This window comes from Microbacterium sp. 77mftsu3.1 (assembly GCF_900100525.1).
Taxonomy (GTDB): domain Bacteria; phylum Actinomycetota; class Actinomycetes; order Actinomycetales; family Microbacteriaceae; genus Microbacterium; species Microbacterium aquilitoris.
Genome location: NZ_FNCR01000006.1, coordinates 259,986 through 281,922, shown reverse-complemented (window position 1 = coordinate 281,922; position 21,937 = coordinate 259,986). Strand labels below are relative to the sequence as shown.

Genomic DNA, 21,937 nt, shown 5'->3' with positions numbered 1-21,937 from the left:
CGTCGGTGGAGCACCTACGGGCGGTCGTCCACGTTCCCGTCTCGTCGGCGAAGCGCCAGCAGATCTTCCCGTCAGGGGTCGTCGTGCCAGCGTTCATCCGAGCGCGGAGGGAGATGGCGTAGTCCGTGCCTGGTGTCACAGAGACGGTCTGGCCGGGGTAGCTCGCTGGGGTATCCGGGTTGGACGCGAGGCTGAACCCGTGGCTGTTTGTTCCCGAGGACGCGGTGAAGCGGACCCAACCGTCGGCCATCGAGTAGGTGCCGCGGTCGCCCCAGCGGTCATTCGTGAATCCGAACCGCGGGTCCCACGATGACTTCCACACCCCGCCTCGCGGGTTGATGGCGAGGTTCCGGCGCACCTCCGTGGGCGTCCCGTACGTGTCATCGAGGATGGCGTCGGCGCTTGCCCGCCGGCAACCGGCGGCGGTCATCGCCTGGGCAGCGTCGTCGTGGCGGGTGGTGTCGATGCCGGAGCCCGAGACTGCGAAGAACCCGCCGGATTCCGATTGTGCGGCTGCGCACCATGCCTTGTCGCCGTCGGTGGCGAGCCCGAGGAGGTCGGTGCCGCGGGACAAGGTCGCGACCACACCTGACCCGCCGGCGGTCAGCTCGGCGATGTCGTCGAAGTACGTGCCGTGCTGCGAGGCGGCTGCGGATTGTGCGATGCGGATGCTGCTGAGGTCGTTGACGGTGGAGGCGTCCTGAGCGGAAGCGACCCAGCCGGGGACGGCGAGCACGCCGAATGCGGCGGTGATGATGCCGACGGCGATGCCGCCGAGCACCAGGAACGGATTGGCCATCGAATGTCTTCGCAGGGTGGTCGGGTCTGCCGACTACCCTGCGAAGCGAGTGCGATCAGCGGAGGTAGCTGCCGTGAGCCCAGCCGGTCTTCGAGCCATACTTGACCTTCACCCACGCGCCGCTCTTGCCGAGCACGGTGACAGTTGCCCCCTTACGCATCGTGGCGAGCTTCTTGCCCTTCGTGCTCGCGGTCGATCGAAGGTTCAGCGCGGTGGTCACCTTCTTCGTCACCAGGGGTGCTTTCAGGGCGCTGGCTGACACCCAACCGGTCTTCGACCCGTAGGCGACCTTCCGCCAGGTCCCGTTGGAGGCGCTGACGGTGACCTTCTTGCCCGCGGCGAGTGTGAGGACGGTCTTGGATGAACCGGACGCGCCCTGCTTGAGAGCCACCTTCTTCGCCGTCACCTGCGCGAACGGCTTGAGCGCCTTCTCCGTCGGCTTCGGGGCCGGCTTCGGTGCGGGTTTGACGGTCGGCTTCGAGGTCGATGTCGCGGGGGCGGGCTTCGGGGCGACGGTGGTGGTCTGGGATGCGGGGATCCATGCGACCTTGTTGCCGGCGGGCACGCGGAGCCATCCGGCATAGGAGCCGATGACGGACAGCTTCTCGCCCTTCACCTTCGTGGCCCCTCCGGTGGTGCACTTCGCGTTCGGGGCGGTTCGGGCGATCGCGTCGTCCGCCCCGACGTAGCGGACCGAGCTGCCAGCCGTGATGTCGCGGGCTGCCGGGGAGGCGCAGTGGTTCAGCGGCGCGGCGGCGGGCGACCCCTTGGGGAGGAACCACGAGCGGTAGTAGTTCACGAAGTTCCGGTTGCCGTACGTGGAGCACGAGTCCGCGCCGCCCCAGCCGGCGGAGATGGCGGCAACGCTCGGCCGGTAGGGCGTGTAGTTGTAGAGGCTGGCGGTGGCGACGTTCTTGATGTGCACCTGCGAGGTGCCGCAGGCGGCGGACGGGTGCCACTGGATGGTGTTCGTCTGACCGGCCTTGTAGCGGAACGAGCCGGGGCTCTTCTTGTACACCTGCAGCTGCCGGGTGCCCTTGTACACCTGGTTCACGAAACCGGCTGCGGCGGCCGAGCAGGGAGCGGTGTCGGGGCAGCTCATGCCGAGCGCGGACCGATAGGACCACTCGCTGGGGGCGGTGGAGGTCACCAGGCCCTGCTCCTTCTGGAGCATCACGAGGATGACCTTCGGGTTGATACCGCACGCCTTCGCGATGGTGGTGATGATGGTCGACGCCTTCGCCTTCTTCATCCCCTTCACCGCGGCGCAGTAGGAGTCGGCGGCCTTGGCGGGGAGGTCCGCGGTGAACGAACGGAGGCAGGTAGGGCTCCCCGCTTTCGCCTTGCAGGTTGGGACGCGCGCCTCGAGGAAGCTCTGCACCTGCTTTTCGGTGAGAGATCCGGAGCGGTAGAACTCCGCGTCGCTGATGAGGTACCCGCCGTCGGCGATGCTCCCGGGAAGGTCGGGGAGGAAGGTGGCCGCGGTGGAGGCCTGCGGGACGGCGACGAGAGCGCTCAGGGCGATCGCGATGGCGGCGGCCGCCATGGTGACGCGGTGGAGGGCTCGGGGGATGGCTCGGGGGTGCATAGGCGGCCTATGCGCAGGTGGTGGCGAGGTGCAGCCCCAGGCTGCCGCGGCTACACCTGGGGCCCGCCTTCCAATCCGCTTCTGCAGACAAGCGCGCGTTGCACCCCGATGTCACCCTGCGGCGGTCAGACCGTCCAGCCCTTGCCGCCATCGTCGATGTGGATGGCCAGCCATCCCTTCGCGACGTAGTGGAGCCTCCCGTCGGCCGTGCGAACCCGGTGGGAGCCGCTGGGCCGGACGATGAGCTCGACGACGTCGGCGAGGGTCACCTCCGCACCGTGACCGAAGTCGTAGGTGCGGGTGAGCTCGGTGAGCGCGGTCGGGGTGGCGTCGGCGATGGACGGTGCTGCGGGCGATTCAGTGGACATGCCTGCCCTATGCGTCAGCGGATGACGGTGGCCGCTGCGGTCCCCTCGCGGGAGGAAACTTCGATGCGGGCAGGGAACGCCTCGCGGACGCTGTCGATGTGGCTGACGGTGAGAACGTTCAGTCGCTCGCTGAGCGTCCCGAGCACTTCGAGAGTGGAGCGGATGCCGGCCTCGTCCAGCGCTCCCCAACCCTCGTCGAGGATGAACGTCTCGATGGGGGTGCCGGTGCCGCGGGCGACGATGGCGGCAAGGCCGGTGCGGATGGCGAGGTCCACACGGAACCGCTGACCGCCCGAGAGCGCGTCGTAGGAGCGGGGGCCGGTGGGGGTGTCCACGTAGACGGTGACCTTCGACTCGCCCGTCCCGTCGGTCTTCTCCCGTGTGGTGGACAGGCGGACGGTGAGCGCGCCGCCGGACAGTTCGGTGAGGGTGACGTTGATGGCGTCGTTGAGGTCCTCGATGGCGGACTCGAGAATCATCGACGGGATGCCCGACGGTGAGTACGCGGCGACGAGCTCGGTGTGCACGCTGACCTGCTCCTGCGCGCTTTCGAGCTCTGCCTTCGCTGTGGTGATGCGGGCGGCGCGGTCGGCCTGGCGGCGGGCGACCTCCGCGCGGCGTCCGCGCTCAGCGTCGTAGGCGGCGACGTCGGTGCGTGCCTGGTCGCGGGCAGCGGTGAGACGTTCGGTGGTCTCGGCGTGGCCGGTGTTCGAGGCTGCGATCGCGGCGGCAGCGTCGTATTCGGCCTTCAGCGTCTTCTCTTCCGCGGTGGGCACCTGGAGCTCGGAGACCTTCCCGGCGGCTGCCTTCCCGCGCGTGGTGACGTCAGCGAGGTTGGCTTCTGCCGCGGCGGTGACGGCCTGCTTCGATTCGGTCTCCTGCGCGGTGATGCTCGCGAGCGTCTGGTCGAGGCGGGCGGCGTGCCCAGCGAGGGACTCACGGGCGGAGGTGATCTCCGCCTCGGTGGTGGCTACCTGCTTCGCCTCGCTCTCGAGGGTGACCTGGCCGTTGAGGAGGCGGGTGACCTCTCGCTCGGCAGTGACGACTGCAGCCCGGGCACGGGCGTGGTCGTCACTGGCATCACGGAGGGCGGATTCTGCCACCGCGTGCGCGTCCCGGGCTTCCCGTTCCGCGGCGTCGGCTGTGGCGATGGCGTCGTTCTGGGTGGCGCGGAGGGCTTCGGCGAGCGCGTCGGTGATGTGCTGCCCGCAGGCGTAGCAGTCGCCAGCGTGGGCGAGCTGCGTGAGGACTTCGCGCGCTTCGGTTGCCCGGGCGGTCGCGTCGCGGAGGTTCGCGGCGGTATCGGTGACCACGGAGGCGTGGGTGGCGACGTTCTCGTCGGCGCTGCCTGCGATCTCGATGGCAACGGCCGCGGCGGCGCGCGCGTTGTCGAGTTCGGCGGCAAGGGTGATCAGGGTTTCCGCGGCGCCGCGCTGGACGAGCAGCCGTGCGTTCGCTGCGGCGATGCGGGCTTCGGTCTCACGGGCGATGGCCTCGTAGGAGGTGCGGGCGGCCCGGGTGTCGCGCTCCGCGTTGGCGGTGAGCGTGGCGAGCTCTGCGTCACGGCGGGCGGGGATCCCGTCGCGCGTGGCACGCAGGTCGGTGAGTTCCGTGTTGGCGATGCGGAGCCGTTCGAGGCGGACGCTCTGGACAGCGTCGTACGCGCGCTGAGCGGTCTGGACGGCGAGGGCCGGGTCAGACTGCTGGTGGGCGGCGAGGGATGCGACTGCTTCGTCGAGCGCGCCACGAGCGGTGTCTGCGCGGGTGTCGAGGTCGGTGTCGCTGAGGGCGGCGATTCCTTCTCGGTTGCGGGCGTCGTCCTCGATGAGGTCGTCGTTGAGTTCCTGGACGCGGGCGTCGGCGCGCTCGGCGGCGGTGACGTGCTCGGCGAGCTGCTTCTTCGCGGCTGTATGAAGGGGGCCGAACTTCGCGAGGTCGAAGACGTTCGCGAGCATCTTGAAGCGGGCCGGGGCCGGGGCGCTGGCGAACTGCCCGTACTTGCCCTGCTCAGCGATCCAGGTCATGACGGCGGTGTCGTAGTCCATGCCGATGAGTTCGATGACCTTGGCGTTGACGGCGCCGGTGAGCTTGCCTTCGGTGACCGGCTCCCAGCCCTGGCCGACGTTCTGCCAGAGGGAGGCGGTGGAGTTGCCCTTGCGGGGGAAGTGCCGGCTGACGCGGTAGAGGACGTCGTTCACGGTGAACTCGACGATGACGTCACCGGCGTCCTTGCCGACGGTGATGGACTCCTGGAGGGTGCGGGTGGGGAACTTCGCGTAGAGCCCGGCGATGACGGCGGACACGACGAGGGCGGACTTGCCCGACCCGTTGTGGCCGACGGCGACCAGGAGAGGGAGCCCGGCGATGTCGACGCGGACGGACTCACGGTAGGACCAGAGGCCTTCGACGGTGATGGACTGGATCTTCATCGGGTCTTCTCCTGCAGTCGTGCGCGGGCGTCGCCGGGGAGGGCCATGAGGTGCTCCATGAAGTGGTCACGGCCGATCTTGATGGCCAGGCCCAGCAGCAGGGCCGCGATGATGTCGCGGAACGTCGGCTTCGTGCCGGTGTCGCTCATGGGTCCTCCGAGGTCAGTTGCCCCCGGTGGTGGGGGTCGTCTCCTCCATGCGCGGTGTGACTTCGCGCGCGAGACGCTTCACGCGCTGCAGTGTGGTGATGAGGCTGTCGATCTCGGTCACGTCACACTCGAAGTGCACGACGCCGTCGCGGACGCCGGCGGTGTCGCTGCGCCCGTAGCTGAGCTGCACGTACGGACCGTCGTCGCTCTGCTCGGGGTAAGCCGTCCACGGCCCGATGCGGATCTCGGCGGGTTGCCCCACCGCGATCGGGTAGAACCCGTCCCGGAGCGTGAAGGCCTGCATGGTGCCGTGGGCGGGTTCGTCCCAGATGGAGGCGACGCTTTCGAGCGCGGTCCACTCGACTTCCCATGGGGAGGCGATGCCCGTAATGACGATGTCGCCGCCGCCGCCCTCGCCGTACCGGCGCCAGCGGCTACCGACTTTGATGTCGGCGGTGGGGTCAGCTTCGAGGGTCACCGCGGCACCCCATCGCAGTACGACGCCGCGACGCCAGGGGCGGTGATCGCGCCGTGCGGCCAGTGCTTGCCGGTGCGACCGCAGTCGGCGTAGAGGAACCCGTACGCCTCCATGTCGTCGTCGTATCCGGGGCGAGGTGAGAACTCCCACCCGCCTTCGTCGCTCTCGGAGCGGTTCTCGGCGGGGCGCGAAGTGGGGTCGGCGCCGGGACGGAGCCACGGGCGGGAATCCCGCTCGAGGTAGATCACGGCATCCTCTTCCTCCTGCCACTCCCCCACGCGTCCTTCGACGACGAGGCGGCTGTACGGGGTGCCCATGTGGTCGAGCCAGCGATCGGGCGTGCGGCTGGTGTCCATGACTCCGAGGTCACGCCCGTGGACGTCCTCCCGGCGGTACCCGTACTCGATACGCGCCGGGACCGTGACGACCGTCTTGTCACCGACCGCGGGCGCGGGGACGGCGAGCGCGGCGAGGACGGCGGAGCGGACGTTGCCCAGCTCCCAGTCGGCGGGCTCGTGCGGTCCGTACACCTCGCTGACCATGGCGCGGAGCGCGTCGTCGGTGAACAGCTGGGAGAGGAAGTACTCGCGGAGCGCGGCGGTCTCTTGGGTGTCGTGGAGCGTCCATCCGGCGTTCTGCGGTGCTGCCCAGGTGACTCCGACGCCACCGACGGCATCCTGGGTGACGCGGAGGCCGTTGCTCGCGATGAAGTCACCCGTCTCCGCGTCCGCCTTCCCGGGGCCGCAGGTCTCGCGGAGGAACGCGCTGAGAGCATGGATGAGTGTCGGAACCTCGATGGTTGGCACCTGAACGGCGGCGTAGTAGCTGGGCTCCTCGTAGTCGATGTGGACTCTGTCGTCCTCACCGATGACCCAGCAGACGTCGAACTTTCCACCGGTCATCGGGTCATCTCCGTCTGCTTGAGGGCGAGCTTGGATGCGGCGGCGACGAGGGTGTCGGCGTCCATCAGCGAGTAGTTCTTCGCCCAGGTGCGAAGGGCGGTGTCAGCGTCGACGGTCTGCGGGAGGGCGGGCCGTTCGACGTACGCGCGTTCGACGGGGCGGGCCTTCGTCTCGACGAGGTGTGCGCCGGTGGCCTTCACCTGGCGGCGAAGGTCGGGGTGCAGGTCGATCTCGCCCGGGGCGAGGATGATGCGGACGAGGGCGCCTTCCTCGATGGCGTCGAGGTCGTGGTCAGTGCCGAGGTCGATGGTGCGGAGGGTGCGGGCGGGCGTGGCCACCTGCTCGACGGTCATCGCGTCCCCGGTGAGGCTGACAAGGTTCCCGCCCTTCGTGTCGGGCTCGTCGGTGAAGGTGAGGCGGTTCGGGGATCCGGCGTAGTGGTAGATGCCGCGGCTGCCGACGACCTGCGGGGTGTGGATGTGCCCGAGTGCCCCGTAGGCGAACGGGAGGGTCTCGAGGTAGGAGGCGTCGAGGATGGGTTCGCTGAACAGGTGGGTCAGTTCCTTCTCCGACCCTCGGCGGGTGCCGTCCTCGGGTGCGGCGGTGCGGGCGACGGTGACGTGCCCGGCCATGATGAGGGGCATGCTGGCGTCCGCGGTCCCGGCGAGGCGTTCGAGCTCATCCTGAGCCCACTTCGCGACGAGGCGGTCCGCTTCGGCGGGGGTGTACTCGTGGGCGCCGAGGATGGCGTTGCCGTTCAGCCACGGGAGCGTGGCGACCTGGATGCCGCCGACGGTGACGAGCTCCGGTGTCGCTGACGCCGTTGCCTCTCCCCCGCGGGCGCGGATCATCTCGGCGAGGGTCCAGATGGCGGAGCGGTGGCCGCTGGTGACGCCGATGCGGTTGTGGTTCCCGTCGAGGAACAGGACGGGGATGCCCGCTTCGGCGAGCGGTGTGTACGCGTCGGCGAGCATGAGGACGGCTTCCTGGGAGGGGCGTCCGGTCTTGAACTCGTCGCCGGAGGAGATGAACGCGTCCACTCCCTGCTCGACGGCCTGCTCGGCGAGGTGGCGGATGGTGGCGTAGTTCGCCTCCCACGCGGTGTTGCGTCCCGTGCGCGGGTTGATCGTGCCGTGGACGTCGGAGTCGATGTGCTCGTCACCGGTGTGCATGAAGGTCGCGTTCGCCATACGTCTTCCATGCGCGGTGCGGTCCCGCGGGTGCGTCACCGGGCGGGTACGACGAAGGCCCCGAGGTGTCCTCGGGGCCTTCGTGTGTCTGCGGTTACGGGCAGGCCTGGATCTTCAGTCCGATGCGGCCGCCGTAGTTGTCGAGCTTGGACCACATGCCGACGCGGGAGCGTCGGTCGATCGTGTACGTGGTGATGCCGGCGGGCCCGCCGATGACCTTCGCGCAGCCGTTGGCGGGGACGTAGAACGCGTCCCAGTCCCGCACCTTGCCGTCGCTGGTCTTGTAGGCGGTGGAGCTCTGGCCGCCGGCGAGGGTGACCTTCGTCCCGGTGGCCGAGGAGGCGCTGACGTAGTGGGTGGCGATGGTGAAGGACACCACGCCGGTGTTGACGATCTGACCGCAGACGCCGGAGGCGGCCGAGGGTGCGCACGTCGTGCTGCTGGCGTTGGCGGCCGGGGCGGTGATCAGCGAGAGGGCGATCGCGACGCCGGCGGCGGTGAGGGCCGCGGCGACACGGCCGCGGGGACGGGTGGGGGTACTGATGGGCATGAGAACTTCCGGGGTGGAGCTGGGCAAGGAAAAGCCAGCCCCACCTCGGGCGTTGCTCAGAGGATGCGGACTGGCTCCCGCTCTATGCGCACCGGTGTCCTATGCACGGGCGTCGCGAACACGACGGCAGCGACGAGCACCAGGATGTGCGAAATGACGCCGGTTCCGGGCACCACCATGGCGGTGTCCCACCCCTGCCAGAAGAATCCGGGGTCGGCGACGCGTGACATCGCGACGAGGCCCGCTGCGAGCATCATGATGGGTCGCCATCCGGGCAGGAGGGCGAGGGCGGCGACGCCGAAGACCAGGACGATGGCGCCGGGCGCCCACATGGCTGCGGAGACTGCGTCCGGTTCCTGGGTCCAGTAGCAGGCCCAGAAGTCATCACCCTGCCAGCACGTCTTCCAGTACTCGGCAGCGAGCATGATGCCTGCGAGCGCGGCGAGCCCGAAGATGATCGCGAAACCGAGCTGGAAGTAGCGCTCGGTCCTCGGGGTCACCCGTCGAGCGTACGGGGTCATCGAGCCGTCACGCGGCGGTGGCGTACTGTTTCCGCACGCTCTCGCGGATGAGGTCGCGGGGCCGAAGGAACGTGGACGCGACTAGAAGCTCATTGAACCTCTCGGGCGTCCCGGGGAACACCTTCCGCGCACGCTCCCTACCCTCGACGGTGAACGTGTTGGCGGCGCGCAGGAACTCGACACGCCCCAGCTGGCTCATCCCTTCGGCGGCAAGCAGGGCATCCATCTGCTCCTGCCAGACGATGAGCTCCCCGTCGATGAGCTTGAAATACAGGCCACCGGGCGAGCGGAACACCTCGCGGAGGGCGAGCAGGTCGATGGTGGCTTCGGAGAGGGGCATGTTCATTCCTTCGGAGCGCGGGATTCGAGGATGGTGAGGAGGTCGGTGAGTTTGACCTGGGTGTGGTCATGGGTGTCGTAGGCCTTGATGGTCACGCCATCCGGGAGAAGACCTTCGATGCGGGCGATGAGGGCGGCGCGCTCGGAGCGCTCGCGTCGCTTCGCTTTCTCAGCAGCGGCGCGGCGTTCCGCTTCCATCTGCTTGGCGATGAGGTGGTCGTCCCAGTCGCGGATGATGAGGCGGAGCGGGACGATCTCCATCGTGAAGCTGCCAATCCGCGTGATCACCTCGGGGCGGTGAGCGAGGAGGGGCCGAGCGGCGTCCAGGAGCGCGTCGATTCCGGTCTGCCGTGCGGATATCCCGTCGGCCCGGAGCACGAGGGCACCCCAGCTGCGGGCGCCAGGGCCAGCATCCTCGATGGTCGCGGGTCCGTGCCACGAGAGCGGGGCCCCGGCTTTCACCTTGTCGAGCGACAGCAGCACGAGCGGGCGCTCGTCGTGGTCGACGTAGACGGTGTCGAGTTTCAGGTCGGCAAGCTTCATGCTCTCTCCATGCGCGGTGCGCTCGCATCGTATGGTCGCGAAGAAGTGAGTCCCGCGGCGGCGCCGCGGGACTCACTTCTCACCTCTCGTGGAGGTTGAGCGGGATGGCGATCTTCTCGCCTTCGAGCTCGTGCACTTCGACGTCGTACTTCTCGCTCGGGATGAGCTGGCCGGCGAGCACGTTCGGGACGCGGATGGTGCCGCAGCTGGTGTTGACGAGGGTGTGGTCGCCTTGCACCTTGTCGATGGCTTCGACGACGCAGTAGTTGTGGAGGCCGGCGCTGACGTCGGCGCCCTGGGCGGCCTTGACCAGACCGGGTACGGCGAGCACGCCTACGGAGGCGACGATGATGCCGAGGGCCATGATGCCGAGGGCTGTAGAACCAATCACGACGAACGGGCCTCCGCCTCCGCCGTACGACTCGACTGTCGTTGGGGCCTTTGCCAGCGCAGGAGTGGGTTCCGGGGCGGGCTGCAGTCGCTCGATGGCGGCCGCGGCGGGCATCGTCTCGGTGTCCTTGGTGAGGGCGCGGAGAGTGTCGGTGACGGCGTATGCGAGGGCTTCGTACCGCGTGGCTTCTTTGTCCCCGGCGGTGGGGACGACCTTGCGGAGCCACTTGGTTCGCCCGGGCTCGCTGGATGCGGCGGTGAAGGCGGCATCCCAGTCCTTCTCGCTCCCCCACCCTTCGTTGATCTGGCGGAACGATGCGGCCGCGTCGATGGCGCGAAGGAGCGGGTCGAGCGTACCGGCGAGCGCGCTGATGCGGACGTAGCCGGGGGTGCCGTACTTCCGGTAGCCGCGTAGGTGTGCGCCGTGGGAGCGAGCGTAGTCCTCGATGACCGCTTGGCTTCCAGCGAGCTCGCTGGTGGCAAGCTGCGCGGCGCTGGACGACTCGAACAGCGGGTGGTGGGCGCGCGGCGGGAGGAACGCTTCTAGGAGCACCTTCGAGTCGTGCCCTCGGGTCCACTTCGCGAACCGTGCTTCGGCGGCGATGACCGTCGTGAGGTAGATGGCGGCGACCACGCTCATGGCGATCGCGACCGGCCACCAGGCGGTGCCGAGGGCCCAGAGCCCGCCGGCGAGCAGGATGGGGAGGACGTGGAAGGCCGCGGGGACGTGGTGGGTCCAGGGGCGCGCGTTCTCGAGTGTGCGGGGCTCGTCGTAGAAGAGCACCCACTTCCGTCGCCACCACACACGGTGGAAGGAGAGGTCGTCGGCGACGATGGCTGCGCGCACTTCGGCCCGGTCGGGACGGATCACGACCGGGCCTCTGTCGCGCGGCCTGTCCTGCTCGTAGACAGTGACCGCGGTGGTCATCGTCAGGCCGCCTGCGCCCAGACGGATGCCTCGGTGTAGAGGTCGCCGGCGGTGTTGACGCGGATGGGGTCCTTCGCGAGGAAGAAGCCGTCTTCCTGCGTGATGAGGAGGTCGAACCGGTTGTCCGGGTCGGCGTCGCCGGTGCGGCGGATGCCGAGCTTGCGGTCGCCGATGATGACGACCATGTTGCCCTGCGGGTCGATGGGGCTGGCGGCGAAGCGATGTCCGCCGTCCTCCCCGATGGCCAGGCGTGCGACGTCGATGACGTTCTCGACGCCTGCGAGGAGGTCGCGCTGCATGTCGGCGGACAGGGCCGCGATGTCGGCGAGGTGGTCGTGCTGGATGGCGAACGCCCGGATGTGGGCGAGCGCGTCGAGGTCCGTTTTGGCGGTTGCGTAGGAGGTGTCCATGTGCCCCCTATGCGCGAGAGCGCCCGGTCAGCCGATGCGGTCGCCGACGACGATGGCGAGCGGGTAGGTGGCGATGATGTCACCTTCGTCGGTGTAGACGTCCGCGACGAGCTGACCGTTCTCGGCCTCGCGGACCTGCGCGTAGCCGAGATAGGCGCCGTCGTCGGTCGCCCCGATGAGGGCGTTGGCGATCTCGTCCTGGATGAGGCTGGCGTGCGAGTTCGTCTCGGCCTGAGTCATGGTCCCCCTATGCGCGGCAGCGCCCCGTGACGGAGACATCACGGGGCGCTGCGGGTCGAGCAAGTTCGCGGGTCAGCGCTTCTTGATGTAGCTCGAGTGGGACCAGCCGGTCTTCCCCTTGTAGGTGACCTTCCACCACGCGCCGCTCTTCGCGGTCGGGGCAGCGAGGACCTGACCCTTGGGGATGGTGGCCAGCCACTTGTTCTTCACGGCGGGGCCGGTGCGGAGGTTGACCGCTCCGGTGACGACGTAGGTGGGCTTCGCGGTTGCCTTGGCGGGGGCTTTCGCCGGTGCCTTGGCGGGCGCGGCACTGACCTTGGTCAGCCAGCCCTTGTGGGCCCAGCCGGTCTTCCCGGCGTAGGTGACCTTCGCCCAGTCGCCCTTGGTCGCCTGGAACTTCCCGACGGACTTGCCCCTGGGAATGGTGAGGATCCGTTTCGCTGAAGTCTTCGCGTCCGTCCGGAGATTCAGCGCTGCGGTGGTCTTGTACGTCGCCGCGGGAGCGGGCGTCGTCTTTACCGGGGCGGGCTTCGGCTTCGGTGCGGGCTTCGCGGGGGCCGGCGGGATGGGCTTCGCGTTCCCACCCGCGGGTGCGGGAGCCGGCGACGGGGCGGGCGCGGGGACCGGCTTCGGCTCGGCCTTCGGAGGGACGGCCGGCACGACGACGGCAGGGCGGTTCGGCGTGACGAGCCAGTTGGCGACCCACCCCGACGTGGACCCGGCCTTCACGGGGATGAACGAGTTCTCGATCCTCCCAGGGACGTGGGTGACCGGGGTACCTTTCGGCATCTTCCAGAGGGTGTCGGTGGAGGTGGACGGGCCCTTCCGGAGGTTGACGGCACCGGTTGTGTAGTACGTGCAGGTGGCGGGTGCCTTCTTCGCGGTGACTGCGCGGGCGTTCTTCACGATGTCCACGCCGCGGGCCTTGAGGAACGGGGTCGGGTCGATCATTCTCGACCCCTCCCACATCTCGAGGTGGAGGTGGTTGCCGGTGGAGGAGCCGCTCGTGCCGACGGAGCTGATGCGCTGTCCAGCCTTCACGGTCTGGCCGACCTTCACGTGAGTGTCGGCCTTCCACATGTGGACGTACTTGGAGGTGAACGTCTTGCCGCCGATGCGGTGCTGGACGCTGATCTTCCCGTTGATGGAGTCCGTGCCGTGCTTGGTCTCGACGACCTTGCCGTCGGCGATCGCGTAGATGGGGTCTCCGCCGTTGGTGGCGAGGTCGGCACCGGAGTGGGTGGTCTGTCCACCGGCGAGCGGCATGCACCGGGGGCCGTAGTAGGAGGTCAGGTTGTAGGTCTTCACCGCGATGGGGGTGACGAACCGGGTGGCGTTCGGGATGTCGTTGGTGGCGGCGGATGCCGGCGGGGCGAGGCCGCCGAGGCTGACGGCCAACGCCGCAGCGATGGCCAGCGCGGACCGGGAACGGAACTTCATGGTGCTCCAGGGGGGTTGATCGGAAACAGCCCTCGGGGGTGAGGGCTGCCGGAGCCCTATGCGCCTCGCTCTATGCACGACGAAGCCCCCGAGTATCGGCTCGGGGGCTTCGTGCAGTGCGCGTTAGCGAAGGGGCGCGAGGGGCAGGCCGTCGACGTCCGCCTCGGCGAGCACCATCTGCTCCCCGTCCCAGACGAGGGTGACCTTCACCCACTGCCCGTCGATGAGGGCGCTGGTGACGCCGAACTGCTCGGCGACACCCTCGTCCGGGGTGACCCTCGGGTAGCGCAGGTCGTACGCGGCGCTGTCGGGGATGGTTACCCCGTAGGTCTTCTCGACGGCATCCGCGGCGAGGCCGGAGCGGTTGATCGGCTTGGCCGCGTCGCTGCCCGTCATGCCGATGGTGAGCACGGTGACCACCAGGCCGAGGATGAGGACGCTCAGACGTGGGGTCTTCGCGAAGAAGGCCCACAGGATCAGGCCGAGGCCAGTGAAGGAGCCGACAGCCGTGCCGAACGCGACGAGGCCGACCATCTGCTCGTTGCCGGCGATGAAGTCAGGGAGCGGCGTCGCGGCCGCGGAGAGAAGCGTGTTCATGTCGGCCCTATGCGTCAGCGTCACGGGGTGACGAGGGTGTCCTCGAGGGACGTGTGCCGAGGTGTCGGTGTCGGCGTGGGACGGGGCTCCTCGCGGGTGGCGCGCTCGAGCTCGTCGCCGGGGAGGCCTGTGGCATCCGCGTAGGCGAGGGACAGCTCCTCGCCGTCCCAGGCGAGGATGATGCGGACCCACTCGCCGTCATTGATGGTTTCGAACGACCCGTACGTCTTCGGGGCACCTTCCTCCGGCGGCGCGCTCGGGTACCGGAGTGCGGCGGCGTTGTCCTGGGTGAGCGATATCCCGTACACATGCTGCACGGCTGACTGCACGCTCGCGGCCGGGTTCAGAACAGGCCGGGTGGGCGCTGCAGCAGGGAGACGGGCGTGTCTCGGTGCGGGTAGTGCTCGGCGATCGCGTCGCGTCGCTTCGCGAGACCGCGGCGGCGGCCGCTCTTGGAGTCCTTAACCGGGATGGCGGTCGTGGCGGGAGGGGTGGGATGTGCTTGTGGCATGCCCCGTACCCTGCGGAAACGGGCGGGAGTTTCCGGATAGTTTTACGGGGCCCTGCACAGTGCAGGGCCCCGTAAAACTCGCGCCGTCGTGGTCAGCGGATCGCGGGGATGTCCTCAGGCTCCGCGCCCCCGGCCTTGAACGTCAGCTTCGCTCGCGAGCCGTCCCGGTAGAGGTTCCAGGCCTTGATGAGCATGCCGATCGTCTTGCGCTGCTGCTCGCGGGGCCGCTGAACCCGGCCGAGGTACTGCGTCAGCTGGAGCACAGGGCTACCGGTTTCGAGGAGTACGCCATCCTCGAGCCGATTGAAGAAGGTGGAGGCGTCTGCGGCGTCGATGGCGGTAGCGCGGTAGAGCACCCATGCCAGGTGGCGGGGCAGAATGCCGCGCACGCGGGAGATGATGCGGCTCGCTCGGACGGAGGCCGCCTCCAGCGCGGGCTGGTTGGCGAGGGCGTAGTCGGTGCCTGTGGGGACGTACGCCTTGCGCGGGGTGTTCACGACGTCGATACCCGCCTGATTGGCGAGTTCGAGATTGACGATGCCTGCGACGAGCTCCGGGTAGGTGAACTCCGCGCGGATGCGGTCGGCGAGGCTGTGCCCGCGGCCGATGCCCACGTACTGTGCCGTGGCGATCGGGACGCCCGTCGCGACGGTGACGGTGACTGCGGTGTCCGACTGAATGATGGCACGCAGGACGCTGGCGCCGTCGACGAGCGCGCCCTGCTCATCGAAGGTCAGGGTCGCGACTTCGGCGACCCACTTGCCGGCGGTCATCGCGTCGGCGTACTGGTCGACGCGCGCGACTCGCACTCGGGACGCGGGCTTCTGCGTGGCGAGGTACGAGGCTGCGGTCGCGGAGTCGATGGTCGCGGCGTAGCGGTCGGGGGCGGACAGGTGGGCGGAGAGTGCATTGGTCATGTCGCGGCCTATGCGCCACACCGTCGGGGACGTGAGACGCGTGGATCACCAGGGCGATAGAGACCGCGCATGTGGGGGTAGAACACCGACCCAACAACTCGAAGGACCGCCCTGATGAACACCGCCACTGCCACCGCCACCGCCCGCAAAGTGAAGACCCCGAAGTGGGCCTCGGATCTTGGACTGGACTTCTCGGCCTACCGGCCCCAGGTCATCACCGTCAACCGTGAGGTCGCAATGGCGCTCCTTGCCCTGAACACCTCAAACCGCCAGCTCAGCCGCACGAACGTCAACACGATGGTCCGCCAGATCGAAGGGGGGAAGTACAACACCCGCACCTCGAATGCGATCGGCATCTCCACTGAGGGTGCTCTCACCGACGGTCAGCACCGTCTGAACGCCATCGTCGAGACGGGCGTCACGATGGACCTCATCATCGTCACCGGGTGCGACAAGATGGCGGTGCTCATCCCCAACGCGAAGCCGCGTTCCTTCTCCGAGTACCTCCGCCAGCACGAGATCTCGTACGCGACCATCCTCGCCCCGATGGTGAAGACCCTCTGGATGGTGGACGGCCCGGGCGCACGCAGCGCCGACGGGAAGTTCCAGCCCAGCTGGGACTACGGCCGTAGCATGAACCACATCACCGACGCCGAGTTCCTCGACTACCTCGCCGCCAACCCCATCTTCCAGGACTACGCCAAGCTCGGCTCGGCCCTGTACTCCCGCATCGGCAAGGGGCTGCCCGCCCGCTTCCTGGGCGCGTTCTGCTACTTCGTGGACCACCACACGGACGAGAACGGCAAGCGTGACCGCGAGGAGTTCTTCGACCGTCTCGCGGATGGTGTCGGCCTCGAGAAGGGCTCCCCGATCCTCGCGATGCGGGATGTCCTGGCGAAGCGGATGGAGGATGGCTCCGACAAGTTCGCCGTCATGCAGGGCAAGTTCATCAAGGCCTGGAACGCCTACCGAGAAGGCAAGAAGGTGACGACCCTGAAGTTCAACCCGGGTGGGCACCACCCGGACGAGATGCCGGCCGTGAAGTAGCCCGCACGAGCGAATGCCCCCGGCGTCACGCCGGGGGCATTCGCTGTCGATGGCGCGGGTGGATCAGACCGGGGTGGGGAACGTTTCGGGGCTCGCGCCTCCCGCACGGAACGAGAGGTTGTGGACCGGACGTCCCTCTCGGTAGGCGTTCCACGCCTTGACGAGCATCGCTGCCCACACCTGCGAGCTCGGGCTGGAGTCGCGGGACGTTGCGAGGCGGTCACCGTAGCGGATGAGCGCCATGATGGGGCTGTTCACTTCGAGCCCAGCTCCGTCCTTGAGTCGCTCGAAGAAGAAGTCGGCGTCGTCGTAGTCGAGCGCTTCAAACTCTGCCCGCACGACCGAGATGGTGCGCGACGAGAAGCCACGCCACGTGGGGCGAGCGCGGCGGACGGACTCGCCGGCCTTGAACAGTCGGTCGATGATGATGCGCTGGCGGGCGTAGAAGTCGATGATCTTCGCGTTCGTGACCCGGTGGTCCTGTGCGATCGCGGACGCGGACGTCGCGAATGAGGTCGGGAGGTCCTCGCCTAGGCTTCGGATGTACAGGACGCGGGAGAGCGCGCCGAGCTTAGCTTCGTGCTTCATATCGGGGATGCTGAGCTTGAGCAGGTCGCCGAGGGTGCGGGATGCGCCGGTGTCGATCGAGTTCATGGCCTGCGGCTCGAGCCCCGTGACAAGGATGACGGTCTGGGTCGTACCGGATTCGACGATTCCGCGGAGTCGGTGCTGCCCGTCGAGGAGCACACCGTCACGGTCGATGCAGATGGTGTTCCCATCGACGTACCAGATGCCCTCTCGCATCTGGCCGGCGTAGTTCTTCTGCCGGTCGTGCTTCAGGCTGCGGTTGCGGGTGTTCCCGTCGAGGATCCGCTCCGCACGCTCAGGGTCCATCTGGACGACCTCGACGCGGAAGACGTTGCCCCGCTCGGTCAGGCCTTCGATGTAGGGCGTGCGGTCGTTGAGGAAGTCGGTGAAGTCGGGCATCACGTACGTCATGGGTCTGTCCTTTGTGTCTGAGGGAGGCGCTTCCTGTGCCTCTACTTGCTCAGAGAGCGGGATGACCTGATCGGTGCACGCGAGCTTGAAGACTGTGGAACCCTACAAGCCGATTGTGCCTCGTCTCAGATGTCGCCGGCGGTCGCCGGTGCCATCAGGGGCGATGCCACTCCGGTCGCTCGCAGGGGACACCGGAATCCCACCACCAGGCGGAGTCCTCTTCGAAGCAGAGCCCGTGGGCAGCGTGAAGGTCCTGGTCGGGCATCGTGACCCTTTCGGTCGAGACAGCGGAGGCGGAGTGCTCACGCGCTCGGCCTATGCGCAACGACGAAAGCCCCGGCGGAAGCCGGGGCCTTCGTGTTCAGCTTGCGGGTCAGCCAGCGGCCGAGGTGTCCGCCAGTACAGCTCGCGCGGCCGCGCGGACGTCGGGGCGGGCGACGATCTTGGAGAGCTTCTTCAGGAGCTTCTCGTCGGCGTTGGGGTGGGTCAGCATGCCGACCAATGTCTCGTTCGACACCTGGCTGTTGTTCGCGATCTTGTGCAGCGCCTTCGAGCTGGCGTTCTGCTGCCGGGCGAGAGCGGCGAGCTGCGTGACCTGCTCCCTCAGCAGGAAGTCGATCGTCTCGGTCAAGAGGTCGGGACGGAGCGCGGCGGTGTCGCGCACGTCGATGTCACGGGCGCCGCGCACGAGGTGCTCGTGCAATTCTTCGGGCGTGGTCCGCGGGTCGGTGACGAGGTCGAGTCGCGACCGAAGGCGACGCTGGTCCTCGGGACCAGCGATTGACCCGTTCCGGTAGTAGCGCTCGGCGGCTCGGTCCATGGGGTAGCGGTAGCCCTCGTCGATCTGGCGGAGGGCGGTGGTGTAGTTCACTCCGTTGGCGAGTGCGAAACGGTGCGCGTCAGCCTTACGGCGGGCGTTGGTGGTCACGGTTGTTCCTTCTGGTCGACAGCTCCGCGCAGCGATCGACGCTGGGATGAGCGTGACGCTGTGAGTGGTAAGTGCGATCCGGTGGACCTTGTCTTCGTCTGCTTCGGAGCGCGGTCCGAGACATCAGAGGAGGGCGTGCACGCGCCCGATAGTGTCTGGAACGCTATGCGCGCCGCCGATATTCCCGCGCGCAACGACGAAGGCCCCGGCGGATGCCGGGGCCTTCGTGTTCAGCGGGTCAAAGCGCGCAGCTGACGCAACCGTCGCTTTCCGTTCCCTCGAGCGCGAGCTGGCGGATGCGGATGTAGTAGAGCGACTTGATGCCCTTCTTCCAGGCGTAGATCTGGGCCTTGTTGACGTCGCGGGTGGTGGCGGTGTCCGGGAAGAACAGCGTCAGCGACAGGCCCTGGTCCACGTGCTCGGTCGCGGCTGCGTAGACGTCGATGATGGCCTCGGGGCCGATCTCGTACGCGTCGCGGAAGTACGCGAGGTTGTCCTGGCCGAGGCCGGGGGCCGGGTAGTAGACGCGGCCGAGCTTGCCTTCCTTGCGGATCTCGATGGGCGAGGCGACCGGGTGGATGGAGCTCGTGGCGTTGTTGATGTACGAGATGGAACCGGTGGGCGGGATGGCCTGGAGGTTCTGGTTGTAGATGCCGTGCTCGATGACGGAATCGCGGAGGGCGGCCCAGTCGGCGACGGTCGGCACTGTCAGCTCGTACTTCGCGAACAGCGCCGTGACCGTCTCGGTGGCCGGGGCCCACGAGCGGGTGACGTACTTGTCGAAGAACGTCCCGTCGGCGTAGGCCGAGCGCTCGAAGCCGTCGAAGGTCTCCCCGCGCTCGATGGCGATGAGGTTCGACGCGCGGATGGCGTGGAAGGCGACGGCGGCGAAGTACGCGGAGGTGAAGTCCACGGCCTCCGCCGAGTCGTAGTGGATCCGCTCCTGGCCGAGGAAACCGTGCAGGTTCATCTGGCCGAGGCCGATGGCGTGGCTCTTCGCGTTGCCGTTGGCGATGGAGGGGACAGCGGAGATGTCGGAGAGGTCCGACACGGCGGTGAGCGCGCGGATGGCTGCTTCGATGGTGCCGCCGAGGTCGCCGCCGGCGATCGCGTGGGCGATGTTCAGCGAGCCGAGGTTGCAGGAGATGTCCTTGCCGATGACCTCGTAGCCGAGGTCGTCTCGGTAGGTGGACGGGGTGTTCACCTGGAGGATTTCGGAGCAGAGGTTGGACATGTTGATGCGACCGTCGATGGGGTTGGCTGCGTTGACGGTGTCCTCGAAGACGATGTACGGGTAGCCGGACTCGAACTGGATCTCGGCGAGGGTCTGGAAGAACTCGCGCGCGTTGATCTTGGTCTTCTTGATGCGGGCGTCGTCGACCATCTCGCGGTACTTGTCGGTGACGGAGATGTCGCCGAAGGGCACGCCGTAGACCTTCTCGACGTCGTACGGCGAGAACAGGTACATGTCCTCTCCGGAGCGGGCGAGCTCGAACGTGATGTTCGGGACGACGATGCCCAGCGACAGCGTCTTGATGCGGATCTTCTCGTCGGCGTTCTCGCGCTTGGTGTCGAGGAACTTCATGATGTCGGGGTGGTGGGCGTTGAGGTACACCGCGCCGGCGCCCTGACGCGCTCCGAGCTGGTTCGCGTAGGAGAAGCTGTCTTCGAGGAGCTTCATGACGGGGATGATGCCCGACGACTGGTTCTCGATCTGCTTGATGGGGGCGCCTGCCTCACGGAGGTTGGTGAGGTTCAGGGCGACGCCGCCGCCGCGCTTGGACAGCTGGAGGGCAGAGTTGATGCCGCGGGCGATCGACTCCATGTTGTCCTCGACGCGGAGCAGGAAGCAGGAGACGAGCTCGCCTCGCTGGGCCTTGGCGGCGTTGAGGATGGTGGGGGTCGCCGGCTGGAAGCGGCCGAGGATGATCTCGTCTGCGAGGCGGGTGGCGAGCTTCTCGTCACCGCGGGCGAGGTAGAGGGCGGTGGCGGTGACGCGGTCCTCCCAGCGCTCGAGGTAGCGCTTGCCGTCGAAGGTCTTGAGGACGTACGAGGTGTACGCCTTGAACGCGCCGAGGAAGGTCGCGAACCGGAAGCGGTGGCCGTAGACCTGCTTGTAGAGGCCCTTCACGAACGCGTCGTCGTACTGCTCGAAGACGGGACGCTCGTAGTAGCCGTTCTCGAACAGGTAGTCGAGCTTCTCCTCGAGCGAGTGGAAGTAGACGGTGTTCTGGTTGACGTGGTCCAGGAAGTAGGAGCGGGCGGCGGCCTTGTCGGCGTCGAACTGGATCTCACCGTCCGGGCCGTAGAGGTTCAGCATCGCGTTGAGGGCGTGGTAGTCCAGCCCCTCGTAGCGCGGGTTGTTCCGGTAGGTGGGGAGCGCGGCGGCTCCGAAAGCGGCAGTCATGCAGCATCCGTTCTTGTCGTGGTGGTGCCGGCGCCAGGGGTCGCGGGGGACGCCGAAGTGGCGGTGCCGCGGTGAGAGGGGCCGGAGGGGGTAGTCGTCATGTACGCGGGCGCCGGGGCGTCCGCGCGTGACGGCGTGTCGCCTGTCTATGCGCGCGTGCGGCTCGTCGGCGGTACCCCATACGATTCGTGGATGGTCTCATCTACTGCCCGCTCGGCCCGCTCTGTCGAGGACCAGGTTCATCTCGCCGCAGCTGAGCTTGCAGGTGAGCGGTTCGCTGCGGAGTACCCGAACCCGTGGGCTCCGGTGGATGCGATCGAGCCTGACCTCGACGAGTTCGCTGAGGCCCGAGCGGTCCGGATTCTTGGCCCCCGGAAGGGGGCGGTGCACATGTACGAGTTCTGGATAGCGGGAGGGTTGTGCGTGTCCATCGCCGTCCTCTCCACCGTGGGGAAAGCCCCCTGGACCTCCACCTTCGGGACGATCTCCTTCCTCGTCATGGTGGGGTGCCTCATCGCGGGGCAGTCGAACCTGAAGCGGATGACGAAGCGGTACGAGGAGCGGACGGTGACAGTGCGTGAGGCTGTGGTCACCGCGGCTCACGCGGGTATCGAGCGGCGCCGGCAGGCGGCCCGCTCCTACGACCCGTCAGCTCGTACGAGCCCGTGGCGTCCTCTTGGCCCTGCCCCAGCGCCGCAGCCTTTCGGCGTGAGTCATGAGGGCGCGGAGCACCTCGTCCAGCAGTGGATGCTGTACCTCGGAGCCTTTGAGGCGGAGGTAACCCGCTTCAGCGCTGATGGCGGTGTCGATGTGGCAGCGCTGAACTACATAGCTCAGGTGAAGAACTATGGCCCTGGCCATGCTGTCGATGTCGCCGCCGTTCGCGAGCTCGCGGGCGTTGCGGGCGCGGATGGCCGCAAGCCGCTGTTCTTCACGAGCAGCGGCTACACCTCCGGGGCGGCTGCGTTCGCCGCGAGCGTGGGGATGGCGCTGTTCGTCTACGACGCCGCCGGCGGGACGCTCTCCCCGGTGGGAAGCCGCGCGGAGCGTGCTGTGAGCGCTGGGCTGTGACCTGCGCCGCAGGGTAACAGGTGGCAACGCGCGCCGCGTCGGCTTCGGCCCTCCAGGTGTGCGCGCCCCCGGTCATGTGCTGCGGCTACCGGGGGCCGCCCGCAGGACTCCGTGAGGACTCCCGCACCTAGCCGATCGGCCCCGGAGACGGGGCCCTTCGTGTGTCCGCCCCGTCTGCGATAGTGGTCCTGGACCG

At 68.1% G+C, this 21,937-nt stretch carries 25 protein-coding genes; 2 read left to right on the top strand and 23 right to left on the bottom strand.

Annotation, left to right across the window (positions count from 1 at the left end; all coding sequences use genetic code 11):
* The 20 genes from BLR68_RS16450 to BLR68_RS16365 all read right to left on the bottom strand — a co-directional run.
* A partial coding sequence (locus BLR68_RS16450) for a hypothetical protein (protein ID WP_091362315.1) occupies positions 1-799 on the bottom strand: 799 nt, incomplete at its 3' end.
* A gap of 55 nt (positions 800-854) precedes the next feature.
* Positions 855-2,387: an SH3 domain-containing protein gene (locus BLR68_RS16445; protein WP_081626424.1), complete on the bottom strand. Its 1,533-nt coding sequence runs from the start codon at positions 2,385-2,387 to the stop codon at positions 855-857.
* Positions 2,388-2,512: 125 nt separating this feature from the next.
* Positions 2,513-2,755 (bottom strand): hypothetical protein, encoded by a 243-nt coding sequence (locus BLR68_RS16440; protein ID WP_018186167.1) that lies wholly within the window; start codon positions 2,753-2,755, stop codon positions 2,513-2,515.
* Between the two features lie 14 nt (positions 2,756-2,769).
* Positions 2,770-5,184 carry an AAA family ATPase gene (locus tag BLR68_RS16435; RefSeq protein WP_018186166.1) on the bottom strand — a complete coding sequence of 805 codons (2,415 nt, stop codon included), beginning with the start codon at positions 5,182-5,184 and terminating at the stop codon, positions 2,770-2,772.
* Complete coding sequence (locus tag BLR68_RS18050; RefSeq protein WP_018186165.1) at positions 5,181-5,333, bottom strand: hypothetical protein; 153 nt, start codon at positions 5,331-5,333, stop codon at positions 5,181-5,183. Before BLR68_RS18050 ends, BLR68_RS16435 begins: the two co-directional genes overlap by 4 nt.
* A 13-nt stretch (positions 5,334-5,346) precedes the next feature.
* Positions 5,347-5,811 carry a hypothetical protein gene (locus BLR68_RS16430; protein WP_018186164.1) on the bottom strand — a complete coding sequence of 155 codons (465 nt, stop codon included), beginning with the start codon at positions 5,809-5,811 and terminating at the stop codon, positions 5,347-5,349.
* Positions 5,808-6,713, bottom strand: a complete 906-nt coding sequence (locus BLR68_RS16425; protein WP_018186163.1) for a hypothetical protein — start codon at positions 6,711-6,713, stop codon at positions 5,808-5,810. The genes BLR68_RS16430 and BLR68_RS16425 overlap by 4 nt, the downstream gene beginning before the upstream one ends.
* Positions 6,710-7,903, bottom strand: a complete 1,194-nt coding sequence (locus BLR68_RS16420; RefSeq protein WP_018186162.1) for a metallophosphoesterase family protein — start codon at positions 7,901-7,903, stop codon at positions 6,710-6,712. The genes BLR68_RS16425 and BLR68_RS16420 overlap by 4 nt, the downstream gene beginning before the upstream one ends.
* Before the next feature lie 94 nt (positions 7,904-7,997).
* Positions 7,998-8,453, bottom strand: coding sequence for a hypothetical protein (locus tag BLR68_RS16415; RefSeq protein WP_018186161.1), 456 nt, complete (start codon positions 8,451-8,453; stop codon positions 7,998-8,000).
* 56 nt (positions 8,454-8,509) lie between these two features.
* Positions 8,510-8,953 (bottom strand): hypothetical protein, encoded by a 444-nt coding sequence (locus BLR68_RS16410; RefSeq protein WP_026302796.1) that lies wholly within the window; start codon positions 8,951-8,953, stop codon positions 8,510-8,512.
* 28 nt (positions 8,954-8,981) lie between these two features.
* Complete coding sequence (locus tag BLR68_RS16405; protein WP_026302795.1) at positions 8,982-9,314, bottom strand: hypothetical protein; 333 nt, start codon at positions 9,312-9,314, stop codon at positions 8,982-8,984.
* A gap of 2 nt (positions 9,315-9,316) precedes the next feature.
* A complete protein-coding gene (locus BLR68_RS16400) occupies positions 9,317-9,856 on the bottom strand; it encodes a hypothetical protein (protein WP_018186158.1) in 540 nt (179 codons plus the stop codon).
* Between the two features lie 79 nt (positions 9,857-9,935).
* On the bottom strand, positions 9,936-11,117 hold the full coding sequence (locus BLR68_RS16395) for a hypothetical protein (RefSeq protein WP_143015817.1): 1,182 nt from the start codon (positions 11,115-11,117) through the stop codon (positions 9,936-9,938).
* A 59-nt stretch (positions 11,118-11,176) separates the two neighbouring features.
* A complete protein-coding gene (locus BLR68_RS16390; protein ID WP_018186156.1) occupies positions 11,177-11,584 on the bottom strand; it encodes a hypothetical protein in 408 nt (135 codons plus the stop codon).
* Between the two features lie 27 nt (positions 11,585-11,611).
* Entirely contained in the window at positions 11,612-11,824 is a 213-nt protein-coding gene (locus BLR68_RS16385) for a hypothetical protein (protein ID WP_018186155.1), read from the bottom strand.
* Positions 11,825-11,896: 72 nt separating this feature from the next.
* The gene (locus BLR68_RS16380) at positions 11,897-13,264 is read right to left on the bottom strand and encodes a M23 family metallopeptidase (protein ID WP_026302794.1); all 1,368 of its coding nucleotides are present in this window, start codon (positions 13,262-13,264) and stop codon (positions 11,897-11,899) included.
* Between the two features lie 123 nt (positions 13,265-13,387).
* On the bottom strand, positions 13,388-13,861 hold the full coding sequence (locus BLR68_RS16375; RefSeq protein ID WP_018186154.1) for a hypothetical protein: 474 nt from the start codon (positions 13,859-13,861) through the stop codon (positions 13,388-13,390).
* A gap of 20 nt (positions 13,862-13,881) precedes the next feature.
* Positions 13,882-14,178, bottom strand: a complete 297-nt coding sequence (locus tag BLR68_RS16370; protein WP_143015816.1) for a hypothetical protein — start codon at positions 14,176-14,178, stop codon at positions 13,882-13,884.
* 26 nt (positions 14,179-14,204) lie between these two features.
* Entirely contained in the window at positions 14,205-14,372 is a 168-nt protein-coding gene (locus BLR68_RS18045) for a hypothetical protein (RefSeq protein WP_155904704.1), read from the bottom strand.
* A gap of 92 nt (positions 14,373-14,464) precedes the next feature.
* Positions 14,465-15,289, bottom strand: coding sequence for a hypothetical protein (locus BLR68_RS16365; protein WP_018186152.1), 825 nt, complete (start codon positions 15,287-15,289; stop codon positions 14,465-14,467).
* A 114-nt stretch (positions 15,290-15,403) separates the two neighbouring features.
* On the opposite strand from BLR68_RS16365, the gene BLR68_RS16360 reads away from it, so the two are divergent.
* Positions 15,404-16,336 carry a hypothetical protein gene (locus tag BLR68_RS16360; protein ID WP_018186151.1) on the top strand — a complete coding sequence of 311 codons (933 nt, stop codon included), beginning with the start codon at positions 15,404-15,406 and terminating at the stop codon, positions 16,334-16,336.
* 63 nt (positions 16,337-16,399) lie between these two features.
* Here the strand turns inward: BLR68_RS16360 and BLR68_RS16355 are convergent, their stop codons facing one another.
* The 3 genes from BLR68_RS16355 to nrdE all read right to left on the bottom strand — a co-directional run bounded on the left by BLR68_RS16355 (position 16,400) and on the right by nrdE (position 20,670).
* Entirely contained in the window at positions 16,400-17,335 is a 936-nt protein-coding gene (locus tag BLR68_RS16355; protein ID WP_018186150.1) for a ParB N-terminal domain-containing protein, read from the bottom strand.
* Between the two features lie 373 nt (positions 17,336-17,708).
* Positions 17,709-18,263, bottom strand: a complete 555-nt coding sequence (locus BLR68_RS16350; protein ID WP_018186149.1) for a hypothetical protein — start codon at positions 18,261-18,263, stop codon at positions 17,709-17,711.
* Between the two features lie 238 nt (positions 18,264-18,501).
* Positions 18,502-20,670 carry a class 1b ribonucleoside-diphosphate reductase subunit alpha gene (nrdE, locus tag BLR68_RS16345; protein WP_018186148.1) on the bottom strand — a complete coding sequence of 723 codons (2,169 nt, stop codon included), beginning with the start codon at positions 20,668-20,670 and terminating at the stop codon, positions 18,502-18,504.
* 99 nt (positions 20,671-20,769) lie between these two features.
* Between nrdE and BLR68_RS16340 the strand changes: the two genes are divergently transcribed.
* Positions 20,770-21,741, top strand: a complete 972-nt coding sequence (locus BLR68_RS16340; RefSeq protein WP_018186147.1) for a restriction endonuclease — start codon at positions 20,770-20,772, stop codon at positions 21,739-21,741.
* Positions 21,742-21,937: the final 196 nt, after the last annotated feature.